The following is a 21,080-nucleotide window of genomic DNA, read 5'->3' as shown; positions in this document are numbered from 1 at the left end:
CAATGAATATCTGCTGGAACCGCATCCGCCTGGCGCTGGTCGCCCTGGCCTGCGTCGGCCTGTCGGGCTGTGACTGGGTGCTGCTGGATTCGAAGGGCTTGGTCGGGCTCGCCCAGCGCGACCTGATCCTGATCTGCATCGGCCTGATGCTGATCGTGGTGATACCGGCCATCGTGCTGACCTTCGTATTCGCGTGGCGCTTCCGCGCCGGCAACACCAAAGCGAAATACACGCCGGACTGGTCGCACTCCACCAAGGTGGAGATCGTGGTCTGGGGCGTGCCGCTGATCATCATCGCGGTGCTGGCGGTGATCGTGTGGAAGTCGACCCACGAGCTGGACCCGTACAAGCCGCTGGACGTGGCCGGTGAACCGCTGCACGTGGACGTGATCGCCACCGACTGGAAATGGGTGTTCGTATACCCGGACCTGGGCATCGCCACGGTCAACCAGCTCAACTTCCCGGCCAACCGCCCGCTGGCGTTCAACATCACCTCCAACTCGACGATGAATACCTTCTTCATCCCGCAGCTGGGCGGGCAGATCTACGCGATGGCGGGCATGCGCACGCAGCTGCACCTGATCGCCAACGAGCCCGGCCAGTTCCGTGGCATGTCCGGCAACTACAGCGGGCATGGCTTCTCGAACATGAAGTTCATCGCCACCGCCAGCAGCAACGAAGAATTCGATCGCTGGGTAGCTGAGGTGCGCAGCGCGCCGGACGCGCTCAGCTTCGCACAGTTCAAGGCGCTGGCCGCGCCGTCGAAGAACGCACCGGTGCAGCACTTCTCCAGTGTTGAACCGTTGCTGTTCAAGAAGGTCATCGACCAGTTCATCGGCGTCGGTGAGAACACCGCTGCGGCTACCCCGGCGGGCGCTGCCGGCGGTGCCCAGGTTTCCCAGGAGTAACGAACATGTTGGGTAAATTGACGTGGGAGGCCGTGCCGCTGCACGAGCCGATCGTCGTGGTCACCTTGGTGGCCATGGTGCTGGGTGGCCTCGCGCTGCTTGGCGCAGTGACGTACTTCAAGCTGTGGGGCCCGCTGTGGCGTGACTGGTTCACCACCGTGGACCACAAGAAGATCGGCATCATGTACGTGGTGGTGGCGCTGGTCATGCTGGTGCGTGGCTTCGCCGACGCGCTGATGATGCGCGCGCAGCTGGCCGCGGCCGGGCCGGGCAGTGACGGCTTCCTGCCACCGGAGCACTACGACCAGATCTTCACCGCACACGGCGTGATCATGATCTTCTTCGTGGCCACCCCGTTCGTGGTCGGCCTGATGAACATCATCGTGCCGCTGCAGATCGGCGCACGCGACATGGCGTTCCCGTTCCTCAACGCCTTCAGCTTCTGGATCTTCGTGGTCGGCGCCGCGCTGATGATGATCTCGCTGGGCGTTGGCGAATTCGCCATGACCGGCTGGGTGGCTTATCCGCCGCTGTCGGGCATCGAGTTCAGTCCGGGCGTGGGCGTGGACTACTACATCTGGGCATTGCAGGCCTCGGGCATCGGCACCTTGCTGACCGGCGTCAACCTGTTCATCACCATCCTGCGCATGCGTGCGCCGGGCATGACTCTGATGAAGATGCCGGTGTTCACCTGGACCGTGCTGGTCACCAGCGTGATCATCATCGCCGCCTTCCCGATCCTGACCGTGGCGCTGGGCGCGCTCACCCTGGACCGCTACCTGGACTTCAACTTCTACACCAACACGCTGGGTGGCAACCCGATGATGTACGTGAACCTGGTGTGGGCCTGGGGCCATCCGGAGGTGTACATCCTGGTGCTGCCGGCGTTCGGCATCTTCTCTGAAGTCACCGCCACGTTCGCGCGCAAGAAGCTGTTCGGCTACAAGTCGATGGTCGGTGCAACGCTGGCGATCGGCATCCTGTCGTTCATCGTCTGGTTGCACCACTTCTTCACCATGGGTTCCGGTGCCAGCGTCAACGCCTTCTTCGGCATCATGACGATGATCATCGCCATTCCCACCGGCGTGAAGATCTTTACCTGGCTGTTCACCATGTACGGTGGCCGCGTTGAGTTCAGTGTGCCGATGCTGTGGACCATTGCCTTCCTGGTCACCTTCACCATCGGTGGCATGACCGGCGTGCTGCTGGCCATTCCGGGAGCGGACTTCCTGCTGCACAACAGCCTGTTTCTGGTTGCGCACTTCCACAACACCATCATCGGTGGCGCGTTGTTCGGCTACCTGGCCGGCTTCGCGTACTGGTTCCCGAAGGTGTTCGGCTTCACCCTCAACGAGCGCCTGGGCAAGTGGTCGTTCGCGTGCTGGGTGATCGGCTTCTACCTGGCCTTCATGCCGCTGTATATGCTGGGCTTCATGGGCATGACCCGCCGCATGAACCAGTACGACAACCCGGCGTGGACGCCGTACCTGATCGCCGCCTTCATCGGCGCGCTGTTCGTGTTCGCGGGCATCATCCTGATGCTGGTGCAGATCTACGTGAGCGTGCGCGACCGCAAGCGCAACCTGGACCTGACCGGCGACCCGTGGAACGCACGCACGCTGGAATGGGCCACGCCGTCGCCGCCGCCGTTCTACAACTTCGCCGTGGTGCCCAAGGCCGACGAGCTGGACGCCTTCCATGAAGCGAAGAAGCGCGGCCTGCCGCCGCCGCCGAAGAAGTACGCGCCGATCCACATGCCGAAGAACACCGGCGTGCCACTGATCCTCAACATCTGGATCCTGGTGCTGTGCTTCGCCCTGGTCTGGCACATCTGGTGGATGGCCGCGGTCAGCTTCATCGCGATGATCGTCACCCTGATCGTGCGGTCCTACGACGAGGACGTGGACTACTACGTCAGTTCCGAAGAGGTGGCGCGCACCGAAGCAGCCAACCTTGCCAAGCTGAAGGAGGTACGCGCATGAACCTGTTGACCCGCCCCGAGCTGGCCACCGACACGCAGGCACACGAGGACCATCACGAACACGACCACAGCCACGAGCAGGGCGGCATGAAGGTGTTCGGCATGTGGGTCTACCTCATGTCCGACCTGGTGCTGTTCGGTTCGCTGTTCGCCTCGTATGCGGTGCTCAGCACCGCCTATGCCGGCGGCCCCACCGGCAAGGAGCTGTTCTCGTTGCCGTTCGTGATGGCCGAGACCTTCCTGCTGCTGGTGTCCAGCATCACCTACGGCCAGGCCGTGCTGGCGATGCATCGCCACGATGCGTCGGCGGTGCTGCGCTGGCTGGGCGTGACCTTCGTGCTCGGTGCCTCGTTCATCGGCATGGAAATCTACGAGTTCTCGCACCTGATCCACGAAGGCGCAGGCCCGAGCACCAGTGCCTACCTGTCGGCGTTCTTTGCGCTGGTCGCCACCCACGGCCTGCACGTCGCCAGCGGCCTGATCTGGATGGCGGTGGTCATGCACCAGGTCTACCGCCGTGGCCTGACCCCGACCAACATCACCCGCGTTTCGTGCCTGAGCCTGTTCTGGCACTTCCTGGACCTGGTGTGGATCTGCGTCTTCACCTTCGTCTACCTGATCGGAGCCTTCTGACATGGCCCACGTCGAAACCTCGCGCGCCGGCAATGCGCACGGCTCCACCAAGTCCTACCTGATCGGTTTCGTGCTGTGCGCGCTGCTGACCGTGGTGCCGTTCGCGCTGGTGATGAACCCGGTGCTGTCGCGGCCGCTCACGCTGTTCCTGCTGGTCGGCTTCGCGGTGGCACAGATCCTGGTGCAGCTGGTCTATTTCCTGCACATGGACCGCAAGTCCGAAGGCGGGTGGAACCTGGCCAGCTTCGTGTTCACCATGGTGATCCTGTTCATCGTCGTCGCGCTGTCGGTCTGGATCATCTGGAGCATGCACTACCACATGATGATCAACTGAGCCTGCGAACCGTGAACGGCATTGCGTTCCCCCATCGTGGCCTGCGGCTGGCCGCAGGCCTGCTGCTCGGCCTGCTGGCCGGCTGTAGTGCGCAGTCGCGCATGGACTTCTATTCCAAGGACATTGCCTGCGAAGAACTTGGCCAACAGTGGTCGATGCCCGACAGCCACGGCACCGTGCGTGGCCCGAAGGACCTGCAGGGCCAGGTGACCTATCTGTTCTTCGGCTTCACCAGCTGCCCGGACGTGTGCCCGACCACCATGGTCGAGCTGAGCCAGGTCAAGCACCTGATGGGCAGGGATGCCGACCAGCTGCAGGTGGTGTTCGTCAGCGTCGACCCGGCGCGCGATACGCCGGAGGTTGCGCGCACCTATGTGGAAGCCTTCGATCCCAAGGCAATCGCGCTGGTCGGCAACGAAGCACAGCTGGCGGCGATGGCCAGCGACTTCAAGGCGTTCTACGAAAAGGAGCCCGGCCAGGTACCGGATACCTACACCATGAGCCACATCGCCGGTGGCTACGTGTTCGACCGCCAGGGCCGCCTGCGCCTGTTCGCGCCATACGGCATGCCGGTGGACAAGCTGTTCTCGGACGTGCAGCGCCTGCTGCTCGAACCCGGCCACCCGGCCGCCGGCAACGACGCACTGGCCAGCTGCCACCTCAAGCACAGCGGCACACTCGCCGCCCGCTGACGCCACCTCTACCGCGGTGGGTGCCGACCGTTGGTCGGCACACCCTGACATCAATCCCCCGGCCGGCCAGGAGAGCCAACCGGCCAGGGGCACCACTCAACGCCTTACTTGGTCTCTTCCCACTGCACCACGTCCGGCTCGGTCGCGCGGATACCGGCGGTGGACAGCAGCCTGGTGGTCGCATCCAGCGCCGCGTTCACCGACGGGTACTCCACGATGGCCTGGCCTGAAGCCCTGGAGACCTTCACCACGGTACCGCCAGTGGCGGCGGCTGCGCGCTGGGCCGAGGCTGCATCGGTGAAGAACACCTTGACCCGCGACGTCGCCACCACCGGCGCGCCGTCACGGGAGACCGCCGCCGCGAACTTGCCGGCACCGGCATCAGCAGGTGCCGCCGCTGCGCCATCCAGCGAACGCCTGGTACGCGAGCTGGTGGTCGCCGCCGCCTGCGGGGTGATCGTGAACTGGCCGCCGCTGGCCTGCTTCACCGTGGCCGAGGGGGACAGCTGGAAACGCGTGCCGCCTACATCGAACGCGCGGCCGGTAGCGGACGCCTTCAGTTCCTGCACATCCACGGTCGACAGGGTCCTGGCCGGAGGAGTCTGCCCCGAGCTCTGTGCCCAGGCAGGGGAGGTCATCGCCGCGAGGGCGAGCGTGCTCAACAGAATGGTGGTCTTCATCATCAGTGCCCCAGAACGCGGATCTTGAAGAATTCGAGGTTGCCGCGCGAAGCTGCGGTCGCGGCCTGCCCCATGTCGGTCACTTCCAGCGTCCAGGTGCCGCTGGCATTCTCATCCAAGAAGGCATTGCTGGACAGCAGGTCCCAGCTGGTGAAATTGCTCTGCGCGCCACCCGTGCCCGAGCCGATCGCGGTGAACGCCGGTTGCACCACGCTGCGGGTGCCGCTGGGCGACACCAGCACGAACTGCAGCTGGCGCGTGTTGCGGTGGTTGACCCGGAATCCCAGCTGCACGCTTTCGATGTTGCGCGCGCCGTTGGCCAACTGGAAGGTCAGGCGTGCGGCGGCGGCCGAGGTATTGCCGATGGCCACGGTACGCGTGGTGGTGCGCCAGCCGCTGTCGACCAGCGCACCGAGCGACTGGAAGTTCTCGGCCACCTGCACTGCACGTGCAGCGTTGACCACGCCGAAGCCATACCAGTTGCTGTAGGCACGGCCGGCGGCATTCACCGTCCAGCCCGGCACCAGCGTGCGCCCGTCGGCCAGCGTCACCGCCGGCTGGTTCGGGTGGTTGCGCGTGGCGGTGGTGGCCAGGATGTACTTCACATCGCGATAGGACAGGTTCGGATTGGCTTCCAGCACCAGTGCCGCCACGCCCGATACCATCGGCGCCGACGCCGAAGTGCCGTTCATCTTGGCGGTGTAGTTGCAGGTGCTGTCGATGGCCGACAGGTTGCTGTCCAGGGTGTTCTGGCGGTTGGTGTTCTTGTTGCTGCCCTGCGCGCACCCGGTCACGTCGGTGGTGACGATGGCCGGGTCGTACGCGCGCGCCACCAGGCCGGGCGCAAACTGTGCCTGCAGGCCGTACTCACCGCCAAAGGCCGACACCCACAGGGCCGAGCCGGTGGAGGAGTAAGACGAGCGCACGCCATCGGCGCGCACCGCGCCCACGGTGATCACGTTGAACAGGTTGTTGCGCGGATCACGGCCGGCCGGCACGCAGCCGGTGTTGCGGTTCTTGGTGTCGGTGGTGCAGACATCCTGGGTCTGGCTGATGGAGGCATTGTTGAAGTTGTTGCCGGCCGACTTCACGTAGATGCCGCCGCGGCCACCGCGCGTGCCCGACAGTGCCTGCTCGTACGAACGAATCGTGTTTTCGCTGTACGCCAGCGGCAGGTTTGGATTGCCCGGGCCGGCGCCCCAGCTGTTGTTGAACACCTGCACGTCGACCGATTCCGCGCCGTCCCACCAGGCGTATTCAATGTTGCTCTGCTGGTTGCCCAGGGCCGAGCGCGAAATCGGGTTGAAGCCCTTCAACGTCGCCGCCGGGGCCACACCGCGCACGCCCAGGTTGTTGGCGCCCACCGCGCCGGCGATGCCACCGACCATGGTGCCGTGGTTGTCGACATCCGGGTTGGTCGGGGTGGGGTTGTTCGAGCCATTGGTGAAGTTCTTGCCGGCCACCGCGGCCACGTTGGCCGCCAGGTCCGGATGCGCGATCTGCAGGCCGTCATCGACGATGGCGATGGTGACGCCCTGGCCGCGGATGCCGTTGCGGAACAGGCCATCCACGTTCAGATCGTTGCCGGCCACCGGCAGCGTGTCAGCCGGGACCGTCTGCCCGGTGTTGAGCAGGTGCCACTGTATTGCCGCCAGTGGATCGGCCTGTTGGGCCTGGGCAGTGACGGCCAGGCTGCCCAGTACCAAGGCAGTGGCGAGGGCCAGGCGCGCGGAGCGCGGTGGCGCGGTGCGTTGCGTGTGTCGCTTCATACACGAATCCTTCTGTTGTGAATCGGCATGGCAGGACGGCGGGGCGGAACTGCCCCATCGCAACGAGCCAAACGCGACATAACGAAGAACCCCCTACCTCTTCACTCCCGCAATGTGCGAATGTGCCAATTGCGTCACAAACACTTAGTACGCCAAGTTATGACGGGGCACTCGAATGCCTTCACGCCATCATCGCTCGCTTGCTTCGAGGTACGGGAAACGTGGGTAATCGCATGCAGGTGAAGTCACACATGAAGAACGCACGCCAGCGTGCCCGTGCGCGCGTGGACCAGACCCCGCTCTCGGTTGCCGCCATCCGCAAGGTGGTGCTGTCCGTGCATACGCGCAGCCACGACTATGGCGACGATGCCGATATCAGCGAGTTGCTGCCCGAGCTGGCAGCCTTCGGCATCACCACGGTGAAACCGCTGCGCCTGTTGATGAAGAAGCATCGTCGCGCGCTGCTGCAGGAGGAACGGATCGTCATGCGACGCGCAGAGACGCTGCATCTGCGCACCGAGTGGCGGCCTGGTGGCATAGACGTGCACGCCAACACCAGCCGCTACGCCATCGGCGGCCTGGTCCGCACCAGCATGGAACACGAATTCGGCTTCGAGACGATGCTGCCCTTCCACGAGGTGCGCGAGGACGAATCCACTTAGCGCGGTGCCTGCGCGGAGGGTGTGGCAGCCCCGCCGGGGCATCATCGCGCGTCCTCACATCGCGCTGTGCTACTACAGCCCGTGCACCCTTCCGCACGGAGCACGATGATGGTCAATCCGCTCGCCCAGGCCCATCGCGGCCTCGGCACCACGCTGTTCAGCCTGTTGAACCCGATACCTTTCGGCTTCTTCGTCGGCGCACTGATCTTCGACGCGATCTATCTCAACAGCGCCGAGGTGATGTGGGGCAAGGCCGCTGCCTGGCTGATCACCTTCGGCCTGCTGATCGCCATCGTGCCGCGCCTGATCAACCTCTTCGCGGTCTGGCGCCGCAACGGTACCGCCACCCGCATCGACCGCATCGACTTCTTCCTCAACCTGGTCGCGGTGGTGCTGGCCATCTGGAACGCCTTCGTGCACAGCCGCGACGCGTACGCCGTTGCGGTGCCGGGCACGATCCTGTCGGCGTTGACCGTGGCCCTGATCGCCCTGGGCCTGATACTGCTGTCACTGCAGCCGCCGGTGCTGCAGGGAGGTCGTCATGGCTAAGCACATCCTGCCCACCGTGGGCGCCCTGGCGCTGGCCGTGATGCTGTCGGCCTGCGCCGGCAAGGCTGAATACCATCCCGCCGATCAGTCGGGCCCGCAGCCGCCGCTGCCCAAGCCGGCCAACTTCCTGATGCCGCCGATGCAGGTGCCCAAGGGCGTCGGCTGGACTGATGGGCAGACCCCCACGGTGGCCGAGGGCCTGAAGATCGAGCGCATCGCCGCCAACCTGCAGCATCCGCGGCGCCTGCTGACCCTGCCCAATGGCGATGTACTGGTGGTGGAAGGCAACGGCCCCGGTGAAGAACCGGTCACCACGCCCAAGCAGTGGATTGCCGGCAAGGTCAAAGCGCGCTCGGGCAAGGCCGGCAAGGGCGGGAACCGGGTCACCCTGCTGCGCCGCACGCCGGGAACGAACACGTGGACCCAGCATGTCTACATCGAGGGCCTGCATTCGCCGTTCGGCATCCAGCTGATCGGCGACACGCTGTACGTGGCCAACACCGGCAACATCATGCAGTACCACTACGTGCCCGGCGAAACCCGCATGTCGGACAAGGGCCGCGAGTTCACCGACCTGCCCAGCACCATCAACCACCACTGGACCAAGGAACTGCTGGCCAGCCGTGATGGCCGCAAGCTGTATGTGGGCGTGGGCTCCAACAGCAACATCACCGAGAACGGCCTGGCCGTCGAATACCGCCGTGCGGTGGTGCTGGAAGTGGACGTGGCCACCCGCGGCAGCCGCATCTACGCCTCGGGCATCCGCAACCCGACCGGGCTGGACTGGGAGCCGAGTACCGGGAAGCTGTGGGCGGTAGCAAACGAACGCGACGAGATCGGTGCCGACCTGGTGCCTGACTACCTCACCTCGGTGAAGGAAGATGGCTTCTACGGCTGGCCTTACAGCTACTACGGGCAGCACGTGGACGAACGCGTGCAGCCGCAGCGGCCGGACCTGGTGGCCAAGGCAATCGTGCCGGACTACGCCATCGGCTCGCACGTGGCACCCCTGGGCCTGTTGTTCTACACCGGACAGGCACTGCCGGCGCAGTACCACGGCGGTGCCTTCATCGGCGAGCACGGCAGCTGGGACCGTTCACCGCTGAGCGGCTACGAAGTGGTGTATGTACCGTTCAAGGACGGCAAGCCGACCGGGCGCCCGCAGACCGTGGTGAGCGGCTTCGCCTCAAAGGACGAGAAGACCCTGATGGGCGCACCGGTGGGCATGGCCATGGACGCCGAGGGCGCGCTGCTGGTGGCCGACGACGTGGGCGACGTGGTGTGGCGGGTGTCGGCCAGGTAGTTCTGTAGAGCCGAGCCATGCTCGGCTTACGCGCGCAGCGCGGGGTTTCGCGTACAGGTCGAAGAGCAGCCGAGCATGGGCTCGGCTCTACAGTTCCGCAGTACTGCTGCGGAACCCGCTGAACACCGATTCCGCAGCAAACCCCACGCCGCCCAGCAGCACGCCGAAATACACCACTGTGGCCACCACGAAGCCATAACCGGCCGCCACCGCCGCGCCATCGCGCTGGATGAAACCGATGGCGAAGGACATCAGCGCCAGCGCCGGCAGCGTGTTGCTGAAGGGTATCGGCCCGGCCGGCGCCATCAACAGCAGGGTCGCGAACACCAGCATCAGGTTGTTCAGGCGCATCATCTTCTTCGAGCGCACCATCACCGCCAGCCGCATCGGCCGCGACAGCCGCTCCATGCGGTGCACCCATTTCAGCGCACGGCCGAGGTTGGCCTTCAGCTTGTCGGTGGCGATCTCGCGGCGGGCCAGCTTCTGTGGCACCCACAGCGGGCGGTTGCGCACCCGGCTCAGGCCGATCAGCAGGATCGAGGCGCCAAACACCGTACTCAGCCCGGGAATCGACACCGGAATGATGAAGATGGCCGAGAGCAGGATCACGATCAGCAGCAGGCCCTCATCGCCCAGCGCGCTGAGCAGGGTGCCGACGCTCACCTGGTCGCCGGGCAGCTCGTCGATCATCTGCTCGATCTGCTGGGCCAGGGGCGCGCTGTCATTGGTTTCAGGGGCACGGTAGGTCATGCGTCGCAAGGTTCTCCAGGGAAGGGCGGTCAACGGGCCGTCCTGCGGTGGGGGACGCACAGGCTCCCGCAGTATCCCGGCCAACGTGGGCAAAGAGGTGAACCGGGCATGAGGGGGTAAACTGGCGTGCCCCGCACGAGTTGAACGCAATGGACATGGGCCGCCGGCAATCGACCATCGAACTGGTCGCCATCGACATGGATGGCACGCTGCTGGACCCGTCGCACCAGCTCACCTCCCGCGCCAGGAAGGCCATCGCGCAGGCGCGCGCGCTGGGCGTGCACATCGTGCTGACCAGTGGCCGCCCGGTTCCGGGCCTGGCGCCGTACCTGCACGAGCTGGGCATCACCGGCAACGACGACTACTGCATCGCCTGCAATGGCGGCCTGGTGCAGCGCATCGGCACGCGCGAAACCGTGGTCGAGTATCCGCTCAGCTTCGACGACTTCCTGTTCTGCGAGCAGGTGGCCCGCGAACTCGGCGTGCACTTCCAGGCGCTGGACAGCCAGCGCATGTACACGCCCAACCAGGACATCAGCTACTACACCGTAGCCGACTCGCATCTTTCGCGGATGCCGCTGTCGTACCGCCGCGTGGAGGACATGGATCCGTCGATGTCCTTCATCAAGCTGATGATGATCGACGCGCCGGATGTGCTGGATGCCGCCATCGCGCGCCTGCCCAGCGAGCTGACCGAACGTTTCGCGGTACTGAAGAGCGCGCCGTTCTTCCTGGAAGTGTTCGACCACCGTGCAGGCAAGGGGCCGAGCCTGCAGAAGCTGGCCGAGCACCTGGGCATCGACCGCGCCAACGTGATGGCCATCGGTGACCAGGAGAACGACCTGACCATGCTGCAGTACGCCGGCACCAGCGTGGCGATGGGTAACGCCATCGACGCGGTGAAGGCGGTGGCGCGGTTCGAGACCAGCAGCAATGCTGATGACGGCGTGGCGCGCGCCATTGAGACCTACGTATTGCGTTGAGGCGCCAAGCGGCGCTCAGCGCCTCAGGCCCAGCACGCAGTGCGGAGCATCGCGCTGGCTGCGGACGATGATCTCCTGCGCTCCTACGGTGAGCGAATGGTGCTGCTCGTGGTTCCGCGCGATCAATGGCGCACCATGGCTGGGTGGATAGATGAATGGCTGCAGGGTGTAACGCTTAGCCAACCGCTCCAGTGGGAAGCATGGCGTATCCACGAACGTGACGAACAGGAGGCGGATGTCATCGTCCTTGCCGCGTATCACGCGATACTCCACATTGTCGATGGCATAGCCATCGGCGGTCAGCATCGGCTGTGACCGGTAGATGCGCGGTCCTGCATCCTTCTCAAAGGAAAACGGCGCGATGATGCCCAGCTCATGCAACTGGGCCGGGCTGATCGGCGACGGCGTGGTGACCAGCGCGTCGATCAGGGCATCCAGACGCTGTGGGGAACGCACTTCAACTCTGTCGTGCGATTGCGCAGTTTCCATGCACGAAAGCAGCGTCACGCAAACGATGGCTATTACTTTCCAGGTGGTCCAGCGGATCATCAAGGCTCCTGCCAATCCGGAATCGGGTATCTGAAGATACCGGACAGGACGATACCTGCGTATAGCCGCGCTGTACCACGGCGCAATGGCGGATGCGCCAGTGCGATGCAAGAATTTCGCACGTCGAAATCACGCCATCGAATCCTGCGGCAGATGATCGTCTTCGTCTGCTGACCGGCGCGCACCGCGCCGTCACCCTCTCAACGCAATCGCACTGCCAGCCAGGGCGCCGACACCGGCGCTGCAACGCGCTGGGCGTGCGCCTGCGCCGCTCTCTCCCTGCACCCTGGATCTGCTGCCATGAACACCCCACCCACGACACGCCTTGCCTTGGCGATCATCGCGGCCATCACCGCCCCTGCGTACGCCGCAGAAACGCACGATGCCGCGCACGACACGCCCACCACGCTCAATGCCCTGCAGGTCATCGCCGCGCCGCGTGGCGCGGCCGTGGCACCGACCCAGGTGGTTGGTCCCAACCGCTACATCATCAAGGCCGAAGACCTCGACGCGATGGTCACCGGCAACAACGGCTTGGCCATGCTCAAGCAGGTGCCGGGCGCCAGCTACACCGCCACCGACGGGCTGGGCCTGGATATCTCGGCCACCAGCCTGTTCGTGCGCGGCTTCCGCATGAATGAAATGGGCATCACCTTCGAGGGCGTGCCGCTGAACGACAACGGCTTCCTCTCGCTTACCGGCACCAGCGTGGTGAACGTGGGCGTGCCCGATGGCATCGGCGCGATCACGGTCAGCCCCGGTGGCGCACCGGTCAGCGTGTTCTCCAGCAGCGTCAACGGCGGCAGCCTGGAATACCGCCTGCGCGACCTGCAGGACACGCCCAGCCTGCGCGTGAAGCAGGGCGTGGGCAGCAACAGCACGTTGGTCACCACCGTATCCGGGCAGAGCGGCCAGCTCGGCGAGCAGGGCCCGAAAGTACTGGTCGACCTGCAGCGCGTGTCTGCCGACAAGTACCAGGGCGAGGGCACGCAGAACTTCCTGCGCGGCGACCTGAAGCTGCAGCAGGACGTCGCCTGGGGCGATGTCACCGTGTTCCTGTCCGACAGCAAGGCCAAGGTCTGGGGCTACAACAACATCTCCTTCGACATGATCCGCAAACTGGGCTGGAAGGCCGACATCTTCTATCCCGATTATGCGTGGGCGTGGTACGTGGCCTCGCCGGAGAATGCAGACAAGTCCTGCGGCGCCTACACCTGCGGCGAGCTTTCCGAACTGATTCCGTACGACACCGGCCAGATCACCCGCGACCGCGTGTCATCGATCAACCATCGCTTCCAGATCACCCCGGCGCTGAGTGGCAACGTGCAGCTGTACAACGCCAACAGCCACACCCAGGCCACGCTGACCGACCCGACCGTGCCATCGCCCAACGGTGCGCCGTTCTCCGAACAGGTGCAGACACCGCGCCTCAACCGGCTGGGTGGCATGGTCAACCTGCAGTTCGAGACCGGCGCGCACACCTTCACCGCCGGCTTCTGGCAGGAGAAGAGCAAGGCCGCCGCCAAGACCGAGTGGTACCCGCAGCCACTGCTGGGCGAGGGCCCGCCGCTGAAGGCCACCGGCCCGTTCGATGTGTATGGTCCCGCGTTCAAGACCGACAACGCATCGAGCTGGGTGACCCGCTCGCGCCAGTTCTACCTGCAGGACGACATCGTGTTGAACGACACGCTGAAGCTGGGCGTTGGTTTCAAGGCCGTGGACTTCCGCACCCGCGGCGGCGGCCTCGGCGATGCCAAGGACCGGCCGGTGAACGGCACGCTGCGCGCGAAGAGCAACTTCCTGCCGCATGTCTCGCTGTTCTGGAGCCCGACCGAATCCACCGATGCCTTCATCGACCTGGCCAATACCATGAACGGCTATCGCGTCGCTCAGCGCGGCAACATCGGTTACACCGCCTCGGCGTGGACCATCACCGACCAGGAAGAGTTCGACCGCGTAGCGGGTACCCTGCGTCCGGAAAAGAACTGGAACCTCACCGTGGGTGCATCGCATCGCTTCGACCGGCTGACGATCACCGGCGACGTGTTCTACAACGACATCCGCAACCGCCTGCTGTCGGCTGCCATCGGCACCCAGTTCGCACAGATCAACACCGTGCGGTTGATGCCGAAGATGCACGTGATCGGTGCCGACCTCGGCATCACCGCCGACCTGACCGACCACCTGCAGTTCTACCAGGGCGTGGCCGTGGCCCGTTCGTACTATGACAGCGATTTCGTGGTGGATGACACGGTGTACCCGATCAAGGGCAACGCCCAGCCGGGCTACCCGCAGATCTCGCTGGTCAGCGACCTGTCCGCCCACTTCGGTGACTGGCGCTTTGGTGCAACCAGCACCTCGTACCTGCGCCAGCCCTTCACCTACGAGAACGACATCCGCGTGCCCACGTTCTGGCAGGTCAACACCTACGCCGCTTACCGCTTCGGTGCGGACAGCGCCGTGCCCGGCCTGGAGCTGCGGCTGGACGTGAGCAACCTGTTCAACCGCCACAACATCGGCACCGCCACCATCGCCGGCTCGTCGTTCTCGGGGGATTACCAGACCCTGCAGCGCAGCGCGCCACGGCAGCTGATGTTCAGTACCTCGATGGCGTTCTGAGGCGACGAGGGCGGGGTCAGAGCCCTTTGCTGCGCAAAGGGATCCGACCCCGCAGCCATCCCGTGATCGGGGGTCAGATCCCTTTGCACGGCAAAGGGCTCTGACCCCGAAGCCCGCCCTGAAGCCCGCCTTGCGCAATCAACAGGGATATTCTGGCGGCGACGCAAGGTTCCCACAATGTTGCTGGGTCATCCTGTGCGCATGGCACAGCAGACCCCGCCAACCCGGTTGTTCGGCATCCGAGGCCCAGGACGGCCCCGGCAGGCGCCGTCCGTGGCACCTGTGATCGACCTGCAGGCCGAGTACCACTTCTGGCACGTCTACGAACGCGTGGTCCGCCCGCTACCCGGCGGTGGGCTGCCGCAGGCCTGGCTGGTGTGCCAGAAGGTATATCGCGACCGCTGGCAGCACCCGGAGGACAGCGACGCGGCGGGGCTGTCGCGGGTGCTGTTCGGCGACAACATGACGGCTGGCCGGGCGTCGGAGCTGGCGGAGCTGCACGCGCTGGTCAGCCGTCGGGTGGCGCTGCTGGCGAAGCGGGGACGGTTGCATTCGGCAGCCTGATGCCTGCCCTTGGTGGGGTCGACTGTTAGTCGACCGCTCTTCGCATCTACCTCTCAGAAGGCCGCGCTTCGCGCGAGAGTCGACCAACGGTCGACTCTACCAATAGCCAACCCGACCGTCATTTCTAAGGCTTTCCCCGATCCAACTGCCGATAGCCAATCGCCTCAGCCAGATGCGCCGTGTGGATCGTTTCACAACCCGCCAGATCCGCAATCGTGCGCGCCACGCGCAGAATCCGGTGCATCGCACGTGCGGAAAGCTGCAGACGCTCGATGGCCTGCTCCAGCATGTCCTGATCTGCCTCGCTGAGTCGGGTACAGGCTCGCAGCGCCGCTGGCGGCAGATGCGCATTGAGCCCGCCACGCGCCTGCTGCCGGGCATGGGCGGCTTCCACCCGTGCACGTACCGCAGCACTGGGCTCACCCAGTGGCGTGCTCTCCCGCAGCTCCACGGCATCCATGCGCGTCACACTGATATGCAGGTCGATGCGGTCCAGCAGCGGGCCAGAAACCCGCGCACGGTAGCGGTTGATGCGCTCATCACTGCACAGGCAGCGGTTACTGCGGTCGCCGGCCCAGCCACAGGGGCAGGGATTCATCGCCGCCACCAGCTGGAATCGCGCCGGATACTGCACGCTGCGTGCCGCGCGGGCGATGCGGATGTGGCCGGATTCCAGCGGCTCTCGCAGGGTTTCCAACGCACTGCGGTTCCACTCTGGTAGCTCATCCAGGAACAGCACGCCGTGATGGGCCAGCGAGATCTCGCCGGGGCAGGCGGATTGCCCCCACCCACCAGCGCCGCCGCACTCGCGCTGTGGTGCGGCGCCCGGAACGGACGCTGTCGCCAGCGCCGCGGATCCAGCCCCTCACCGCTCACTGAGGCAATCGCGGCCAGCTGCAACGCCTCGGCTTCCTCGGTGTCCGGCAACAGGCTGGGCAGGCGTGAGGCCAACAGTGTCTTGCCGCAGCCAGGGCTACCGATCAGCAATAGATGGTGCCCACCGGCGGCCGCCACTTCCAACGCGCGCCGCGCATGCGCTTGCCCGCGCACGTCGGCCAGATCGGGCAGTGGCAACGGTGTCGTGTCCACGCGCTCCACGGACGGCAACAGGCGCGGATTGCCCAACCCGGCGCAGCACTCCAGCAGCGTGCGCGCCACACGTACATCGGCGTGCTCGGCCAACGCGGCCTCTGCGGCATTGCCCGGCGGCACCACCAGGATGCGCCCAGCGTCAGCCGCTGCAATCGCAGCGGGCAGCGCGCCCGCCACCGGCCGCAGCTCGCCGGTCAGGCCAAGCTCACCAGGAACTCGTATTGCAGCAGCGACTGCGGATCGATCTGGCCACTGGCTGCCAGAATGCCCAACGCGATGGCCAGGTCGTAACGCCCGCCTTCCTTGGGCAGGTCAGCGGGCGCGAGGTTGAGCGTGATGCGCCGCTGCGGAAAGTCGAAGCGGGCGCAAAGAAGGGCCGCACGTACGCGCTCACGGGATTCACGCACGCTGGTCTCGGCCAGTCCGACAATCTGGGTGGCAGGCAGGCCGCCAGAGAGGTGCACTTCCACCCGCACCAGTGGGGCATCGACCCCGGCGCGGGCACGGCTGTGGACCAGCGCCAGGCTCATGTGTGGATTCCTGCAGAGGGACGCTCGATGGTGCTGCAGGTAATCTGCGTGGGACTATCGGGAATTGCTGGTGCAGATACTAGGGGGATTCCGGCCGATGGTTGGAGCGTGTCTTCTTCCTCTGCGGACACGGGTCTCTGCCATCAAGTGAAGGATCGACGCTAACGCTGTGCTACTCCAATGAGGGGCGTCGGTTTCACATGCCGCGCACTTCCTAGCGCCACGCCAATTTCACTTGGGGAATCCAGGTGCCCTACCTGCGGATGCTTCTGAAAGATCAGCGTGGCAACAACCAGCGCTTGATTCACGTCAACACGCACGGGTCTCAGTGTGGCTTCCCCAGCTATCAGGGGCTGTGATATGAAGACGGGATCTTGCTGTAGGCCCTTTCAATGGGATTGGAAGGATGGAAAAGTTCGAGGAGATCGATCACCGTGTTTTCCTCTTTCCTTGGGGCTTGGCGAAGCGCTTTCCTAAACGGGCCCCCATGGGGACCTGGCTCAGTTGCATACCACTGATGAGCTTGGCGTTGGCGCCATCGGCAAGCGCCGAGACGGTCACCTACATTCATACTGATGCGCTTGGTTCGGTGGTTGCCGAGACCGACGCCAATGGCAACGTGGTCAAGCGCTATGACTACGAACCCTATGGGGCCGTTGTTGGTGGGCAGGTTGCGGATGGACCTGGATATACGGGACACGTGAGCGACGCTGCCACTGGGCTGAGCTACATGCAGCAGCGCTACTATGATCCCCACTTGGGACTCTTCCTCTCGGTGGATCCGATCTCCACGCATTCAAGTCCGAAACACTTCAATCGCTACAGCTACGCTTACGGCAATCCCTACTCCTTCACCGATCCGGAAGGAAGGGTCCCGGTAATGCCATTCATCTACGGTGCCGTCTTGGGCGGCCTCGCAGACATCGCGGTCCAGAAAGCCATGAATCCGGATAAGCCTATCGACAAAGTGGAGGCTGGCATTGCGGCTGCGGTTGGCTCTGTCTCCGGAGGCGCCGGTGGAGTAGCCGTTGCGGCAGTCGGATCTGGCACGATTTCGGTAGGGCGTGCAGTTGCTATACAGACCGTGGTCAATGCGGTGGCAGGCGGTGCCGGCTCCGCCGCAGAGAGCGCAATCAAAGGGCAGCCCATCACGGCGGAGGGCGTCGCTTCAAACGCGATTGGCAGTGCAGCGGGTGGATTGGCAGCCTCCGGGGTTGGCGTTGCCATGGGTGATTTCGCAGGGCCAGCTGCACGGGGATCACTCCAACGGCTGAGTCAATCCCGCGGCCCAGGTGGACCGAACATGGCAACTGCCACTGCGTCAACCGGAACTGCCATTCCCAGGCAATCGGCGCTCCAGGGTGCGGCGTCCCAAGCGGGCCAGGGCCTGGCGGGAGCAGGGGCGACTATCGTACAGAAGGACTTGGAGAAGAAGAAATGAGTCCCTTGTTGAAAGGCTTCATAGGCACTCAGCTTCTCGCTGCGGTCTTTGGCGTTTCGTACTTCGCAGTTCTCACGTACCGCAATTACCCGGACGCTATGCACACGGGATTGCGTATTTGGGGCTACTTCGCGGTGATCTTTCTATTCCTTCAACTGTTTCTTGCGCTGAAGCAGTGGTGGGAAAATTCGCGTCGAAGGCGATAGGCGTGCACCGTTCCGGGATTTCGTTTGCACCAAAGAACAAGTCGGCCAATGGGCGGCTTGTGCTCTTTGCGGGGAGGTTTACCGGCGTGCAAGTGAAAGCATGCCAATCTCCACATCGGCTGCTGGAAAAACTGTGTTCACTTGAAGTCCCTCGCGGCTTGCGAGTACTGATGGCCCTCTCGCTCGCCATGGGCCTGCCGGGGTGCCGGGATGAGGTGGAGAGTTCAACGTATCCCATTGGCCAGACGGGAGAGACGTGCACCGCCTACAAGGGCTTCGACCGCCAGCCTCCTGAAGTAGTTGTGGCCGAGCTTGCCAAGCGAGGGTTGGATAGTCGCCGATTGGTGCACAGGACAGTCTGCGGCTCGATCACCAGTTGGGACATTCTCCCGCAGGGGCGTCGATCGATCGGATACCTCCGCCAGACGCATATGTAAACGTCCACCTGCTGGATGACGGCTCGGTTTCCATCAGTACAGACCGCCCCTGACGTTGGCGCCGTCCTTGATGATCGAGCATCGGGCGGCCCCTTGCGGTGCAGGCGCAGCGCAACTGTGAGCGTCTGCCTACGAAGGCACTTCAGCGCTGAAGTCGTTGGTGGGATCGGGCTGGCGGATGCCGGGCGCCCCAAGCAGACACCGCTGCCCATCCAGCACCAACCCATTGAAGCGCCCAAACCGCGCCTCAACCCACGAAGGCCCCGCACTTTCCACCAGCAACCGCCCCTGGCTCTGATGCAGATCCAGCCAGCGCTCGAAGCTGGTGCGCAGACGCTCGATGTCCGGCGCCCGCCACCGTGCATCGGCGGGCATGCGGATCAGCACGCGCGAGGGCGCATTCTCCACCTCCATCAGCAGCACGCCCTTGCATCGGATCTCGAAGGAGGTCGCCCCGGCATGGCGCGTGTGCAGTTCAAAGCCCTCGAGTGCCTTCGCGGTCACGAAGCCGAGTGCATCACTGTGCAGCAGGCGGTAATCGGCCGGCTGCAGCTTCTGGTAGGCCCACACCTGATCGCTCGCAGGCTCAGGCCACTCCACCCACATCGCGCCGATCACCGCGATGCACACCGCCGCAGCGGCAAGGCCGTGCTTCTTCATTCGTCACCCGCACACAGGCAGAAAGGTCAGCGCCATAAGCGCGCTCAGTCCTTGGGGCGCATCCGCTCGTGGATGAAGGCGGTCAGCGCCAGATCGGCCATCACCAGTCCCTCCATCACCCGGTCGCCGACGTACTGCTCCGGCTCGCCGTTCTGGCGCGTGCGCTCGGCCGCCAGCAGGATCTCCTGCACGATGCGTTGGCCGGTGAGTGCGCAGTCGGCGTCGGACAACTGCATCTGCCGGCTGCGTAGATGGTGCCGCTCGGGCCAGGGCTGGCCGTCGGCCGCAGCGCCCGCGCCGATGGCGTGCAGGATGGCGATGAGGCTGTTGGGATCCAGGGCTGGCTCGGCCGGGGGCACTTGCTGGATGTGGCGCGGGGGTGGGGAGTGCGGCGTGGTCATGGCGGGCTCCGTGCATGCAGGCGGACGCCGCCACCGATAAAGGTGGCGGGCAGAGCGTGGCTCGAAAACCGGATGTTGGGAACCGGCGGGTACAGGACCCCCACGCCCCGCCCGCCATAGCCGGCAGACGGATTGCCAGCCGGCACCACGCGCGGTGGTGCCGGCTGGCAAGCGCAAACTACTTCCCAACAAAACGGGCTTTCGAGTCCCGACCACCGATGCACGGTGGCGCAGTAACGATTACCTGCTGTTGTTCGGAATGCCAACGGGTAGGGGTCAATGCCGCCAAAACCCGAGACGTTTTTGGCATTGTCGCATAGCGAGGAAAGCGGCGAGAGCCTTGGCGTGCTTGGCGCAGCGGCACTTCTGCGACGGAGTCGTCAGAACCTTCCGCCAGAGACGCAGGGAGCGGCAAATGCGACAGCACTTGGTAGGCGAAAGCGTATTGCTGCTATTACCAACGGCGGCGCCTGGCTAGCCAGTCGAATCTGCCCGCTCGCGGAACCAAGCCCCGAGCTGGCCGTGGTGCACGAAGTGGCGCAGTTCGAACTGACGAGATTCGTGAATGACGTGCCGCCATCGGGCACAGCCGTACTTCTTGGGGGTTTGTTCCGGGTGGTGCTCTGCTACCCAGCGAACGGCTGTGTCCAGACTCACCCAGCCGTCGATCGCCCCTTCTCGGAAGGCCTGTCTCAGCGCACTGACAATACCTGTGAGCGGCCAATGGATCTGTCCATCAGGCGCGATGCCGTTGACCATAAACTCATGGAACTGGGGAGACTGAACCAGCTCCGCAAAGGCTTTCGCTCCCCGCGCAACATCTGCCGCAAGTGCACGCAGCCGTTGAAATTGGCGGTCGATCTGAGCGTAGGAACGGCTGAGTGCAGCCTGTGCCTTCAGGCATCCTTCGACAGTCTGGATATCGTATTGCTCGATGAAGTGGTGAACGAGCACGTTCCTGAGGTTCACCAGTTCGCGCAGGTCGGCTTGCAGCGTTACATGGGATTGCTCTGGAAACTCTAGCCCCATGTGCAGAGCGACGAAGCTTGAATTGCTGTCGTAACCCGATGGGCCGCCAGGGGCTTCGCTGCCCTCTTTGATCACGCATTCGGCAGTCAGGTGACCTACCAGCACCCCCATTGTCTTGCCGCTGATCTCTGCTTTGCGCTTGTCCAAAGCCATTGGGAGTGCTTCCGGCGTACCGGACAACTTCTGAAAGGCGAGCATGGACTTCATCAGTTGCTCGCACTGCTGAAGTCGCAGAATGCAACGGCCAAGAAGCCGTTGCACTTCGTGCTGTGCACCGACAATGTCATTCTGGTCGACGGCGGACATGG

At 64.5% G+C, this 21,080-nt stretch carries 20 protein-coding genes and 1 pseudogene; 12 read left to right on the top strand and 9 right to left on the bottom strand.

The window, feature by feature from the left end; all coding sequences use genetic code 11:
* Window positions 1-2: 2 nt before the first annotated feature.
* From cyoA to DL544_RS19835, 5 genes are read left to right on the top strand one after another with little or no spacing between them, the layout of a single operon-like run.
* Window positions 3-908, top strand: a complete 906-nt coding sequence (gene cyoA / locus DL544_RS19855) for a ubiquinol oxidase subunit II (protein ID WP_065186572.1) — start codon at window positions 3-5, stop codon at window positions 906-908.
* A 5-nt stretch (window positions 909-913) separates the two neighbouring features.
* On the top strand, window positions 914-2,890 hold the full coding sequence (cyoB, locus tag DL544_RS19850; RefSeq protein ID WP_065186571.1) for a cytochrome o ubiquinol oxidase subunit I: 1,977 nt from the start codon (window positions 914-916) through the stop codon (window positions 2,888-2,890).
* Window positions 2,887-3,522 (top strand): cytochrome o ubiquinol oxidase subunit III, encoded by a 636-nt coding sequence (cyoC, locus tag DL544_RS19845; protein ID WP_081280497.1) that lies wholly within the window; start codon window positions 2,887-2,889, stop codon window positions 3,520-3,522. Before cyoB ends, cyoC begins: the two co-directional genes overlap by 4 nt.
* Before the next feature lies 1 nt (window position 3,523).
* Window positions 3,524-3,856, top strand: coding sequence for a cytochrome o ubiquinol oxidase subunit IV (cyoD, locus tag DL544_RS19840; RefSeq protein WP_139727891.1), 333 nt, complete (start codon window positions 3,524-3,526; stop codon window positions 3,854-3,856).
* Window positions 3,857-3,867: 11 nt separating this feature from the next.
* Window positions 3,868-4,548, top strand: a complete 681-nt coding sequence (locus tag DL544_RS19835; RefSeq protein ID WP_065179386.1) for an SCO family protein — start codon at window positions 3,868-3,870, stop codon at window positions 4,546-4,548.
* 104 nt (window positions 4,549-4,652) lie between these two features.
* Here DL544_RS19835 and DL544_RS19830 read toward each other — a convergent pair whose 3' ends face one another.
* A complete protein-coding gene (locus DL544_RS19830; protein WP_065186570.1) occupies window positions 4,653-5,231 on the bottom strand; it encodes a DNA breaking-rejoining protein in 579 nt (192 codons plus the stop codon).
* Window positions 5,231-6,997: a S8 family serine peptidase gene (locus DL544_RS19825; RefSeq protein WP_065186569.1), complete on the bottom strand. Its 1,767-nt coding sequence runs from the start codon at window positions 6,995-6,997 to the stop codon at window positions 5,231-5,233. Before DL544_RS19825 ends, DL544_RS19830 begins: the two co-directional genes overlap by 1 nt.
* Before the next feature lie 251 nt (window positions 6,998-7,248).
* On the opposite strand from DL544_RS19825, the gene DL544_RS19820 reads away from it, so the two are divergent.
* From DL544_RS19820 to DL544_RS19810, 3 genes are all read left to right on the top strand, one after another.
* Window positions 7,249-7,659 carry a hypothetical protein gene (locus DL544_RS19820; protein WP_235646038.1) on the top strand — a complete coding sequence of 137 codons (411 nt, stop codon included), beginning with the start codon at window positions 7,249-7,251 and terminating at the stop codon, window positions 7,657-7,659.
* Between the two features lie 108 nt (window positions 7,660-7,767).
* Entirely contained in the window at window positions 7,768-8,208 is a 441-nt protein-coding gene (locus tag DL544_RS19815; protein ID WP_041863928.1) for a DUF2231 domain-containing protein, read from the top strand.
* Window positions 8,201-9,511, top strand: a complete 1,311-nt coding sequence (locus DL544_RS19810) for a PQQ-dependent sugar dehydrogenase (protein WP_065186567.1) — start codon at window positions 8,201-8,203, stop codon at window positions 9,509-9,511. The genes DL544_RS19815 and DL544_RS19810 overlap by 8 nt, the downstream gene beginning before the upstream one ends.
* A gap of 87 nt (window positions 9,512-9,598) precedes the next feature.
* Here DL544_RS19810 and DL544_RS19805 read toward each other — a convergent pair whose 3' ends face one another.
* On the bottom strand, window positions 9,599-10,261 hold the full coding sequence (locus DL544_RS19805; RefSeq protein ID WP_049444347.1) for an exopolysaccharide biosynthesis protein: 663 nt from the start codon (window positions 10,259-10,261) through the stop codon (window positions 9,599-9,601).
* Between the two features lie 149 nt (window positions 10,262-10,410).
* On the opposite strand from DL544_RS19805, the gene yidA reads away from it, so the two are divergent.
* Window positions 10,411-11,244, top strand: a complete 834-nt coding sequence (gene yidA / locus DL544_RS19800) for a sugar-phosphatase (RefSeq protein ID WP_139727888.1) — start codon at window positions 10,411-10,413, stop codon at window positions 11,242-11,244.
* A 15-nt stretch (window positions 11,245-11,259) separates the two neighbouring features.
* On the opposite strand, the gene DL544_RS19795 is transcribed toward yidA, so the two are convergent.
* On the bottom strand, window positions 11,260-11,793 hold the full coding sequence (locus tag DL544_RS19795) for a hypothetical protein (protein ID WP_235646039.1): 534 nt from the start codon (window positions 11,791-11,793) through the stop codon (window positions 11,260-11,262).
* A gap of 300 nt (window positions 11,794-12,093) precedes the next feature.
* Between DL544_RS19795 and DL544_RS19790 the strand changes: the two genes are divergently transcribed.
* Both DL544_RS19790 and DL544_RS19785 read left to right on the top strand, forming a co-directional pair.
* On the top strand, window positions 12,094-14,412 hold the full coding sequence (locus tag DL544_RS19790) for a TonB-dependent receptor (protein WP_139727885.1): 2,319 nt from the start codon (window positions 12,094-12,096) through the stop codon (window positions 14,410-14,412).
* Window positions 14,413-14,589: 177 nt separating this feature from the next.
* A complete protein-coding gene (locus DL544_RS19785) occupies window positions 14,590-14,976 on the top strand; it encodes a hypothetical protein (protein ID WP_065179393.1) in 387 nt (128 codons plus the stop codon).
* Between the two features lie 124 nt (window positions 14,977-15,100).
* Here the strand turns inward: DL544_RS19785 and DL544_RS22645 are convergent.
* Window positions 15,101-15,990 (bottom strand): annotated as a pseudogene (locus tag DL544_RS22645) (YifB family Mg chelatase-like AAA ATPase).
* Window positions 15,991-16,262: 272 nt separating this feature from the next.
* Complete coding sequence (locus DL544_RS22135; protein WP_255313003.1) at window positions 16,263-16,598, bottom strand: magnesium chelatase domain-containing protein; 336 nt, start codon at window positions 16,596-16,598, stop codon at window positions 16,263-16,265.
* Between the two features lie 406 nt (window positions 16,599-17,004).
* Here DL544_RS22135 and DL544_RS19775 point away from each other — a divergent pair, with 406 nt between their 5' ends.
* Window positions 17,005-18,039 carry an RHS repeat domain-containing protein gene (locus DL544_RS19775; protein WP_139727883.1) on the top strand — a complete coding sequence of 345 codons (1,035 nt, stop codon included), beginning with the start codon at window positions 17,005-17,007 and terminating at the stop codon, window positions 18,037-18,039.
* 772 nt (window positions 18,040-18,811) lie between these two features.
* On the opposite strand, the gene DL544_RS19765 is transcribed toward DL544_RS19775, so the two are convergent.
* The 3 genes from DL544_RS19765 to DL544_RS19755 form a co-directional block, all read right to left on the bottom strand.
* Window positions 18,812-19,342: a cold-shock protein gene (locus DL544_RS19765; RefSeq protein WP_139727881.1), complete on the bottom strand. Its 531-nt coding sequence runs from the start codon at window positions 19,340-19,342 to the stop codon at window positions 18,812-18,814.
* 44 nt (window positions 19,343-19,386) lie between these two features.
* A complete protein-coding gene (locus tag DL544_RS19760) occupies window positions 19,387-19,743 on the bottom strand; it encodes a hypothetical protein (protein ID WP_049404444.1) in 357 nt (118 codons plus the stop codon).
* Between the two features lie 474 nt (window positions 19,744-20,217).
* A complete protein-coding gene (locus tag DL544_RS19755) occupies window positions 20,218-21,078 on the bottom strand; it encodes an OST-HTH/LOTUS domain-containing protein (protein WP_235646041.1) in 861 nt (286 codons plus the stop codon).
* Window positions 21,079-21,080: the final 2 nt, after the last annotated feature.

This window comes from Stenotrophomonas sp. pho, assembly GCF_006228405.1.
GTDB classification, from domain to species: Bacteria; Pseudomonadota; Gammaproteobacteria; order Xanthomonadales; family Xanthomonadaceae; genus Stenotrophomonas; species Stenotrophomonas sepilia.
This window is presented reverse-complemented; position numbering and strand designations above follow the sequence as displayed.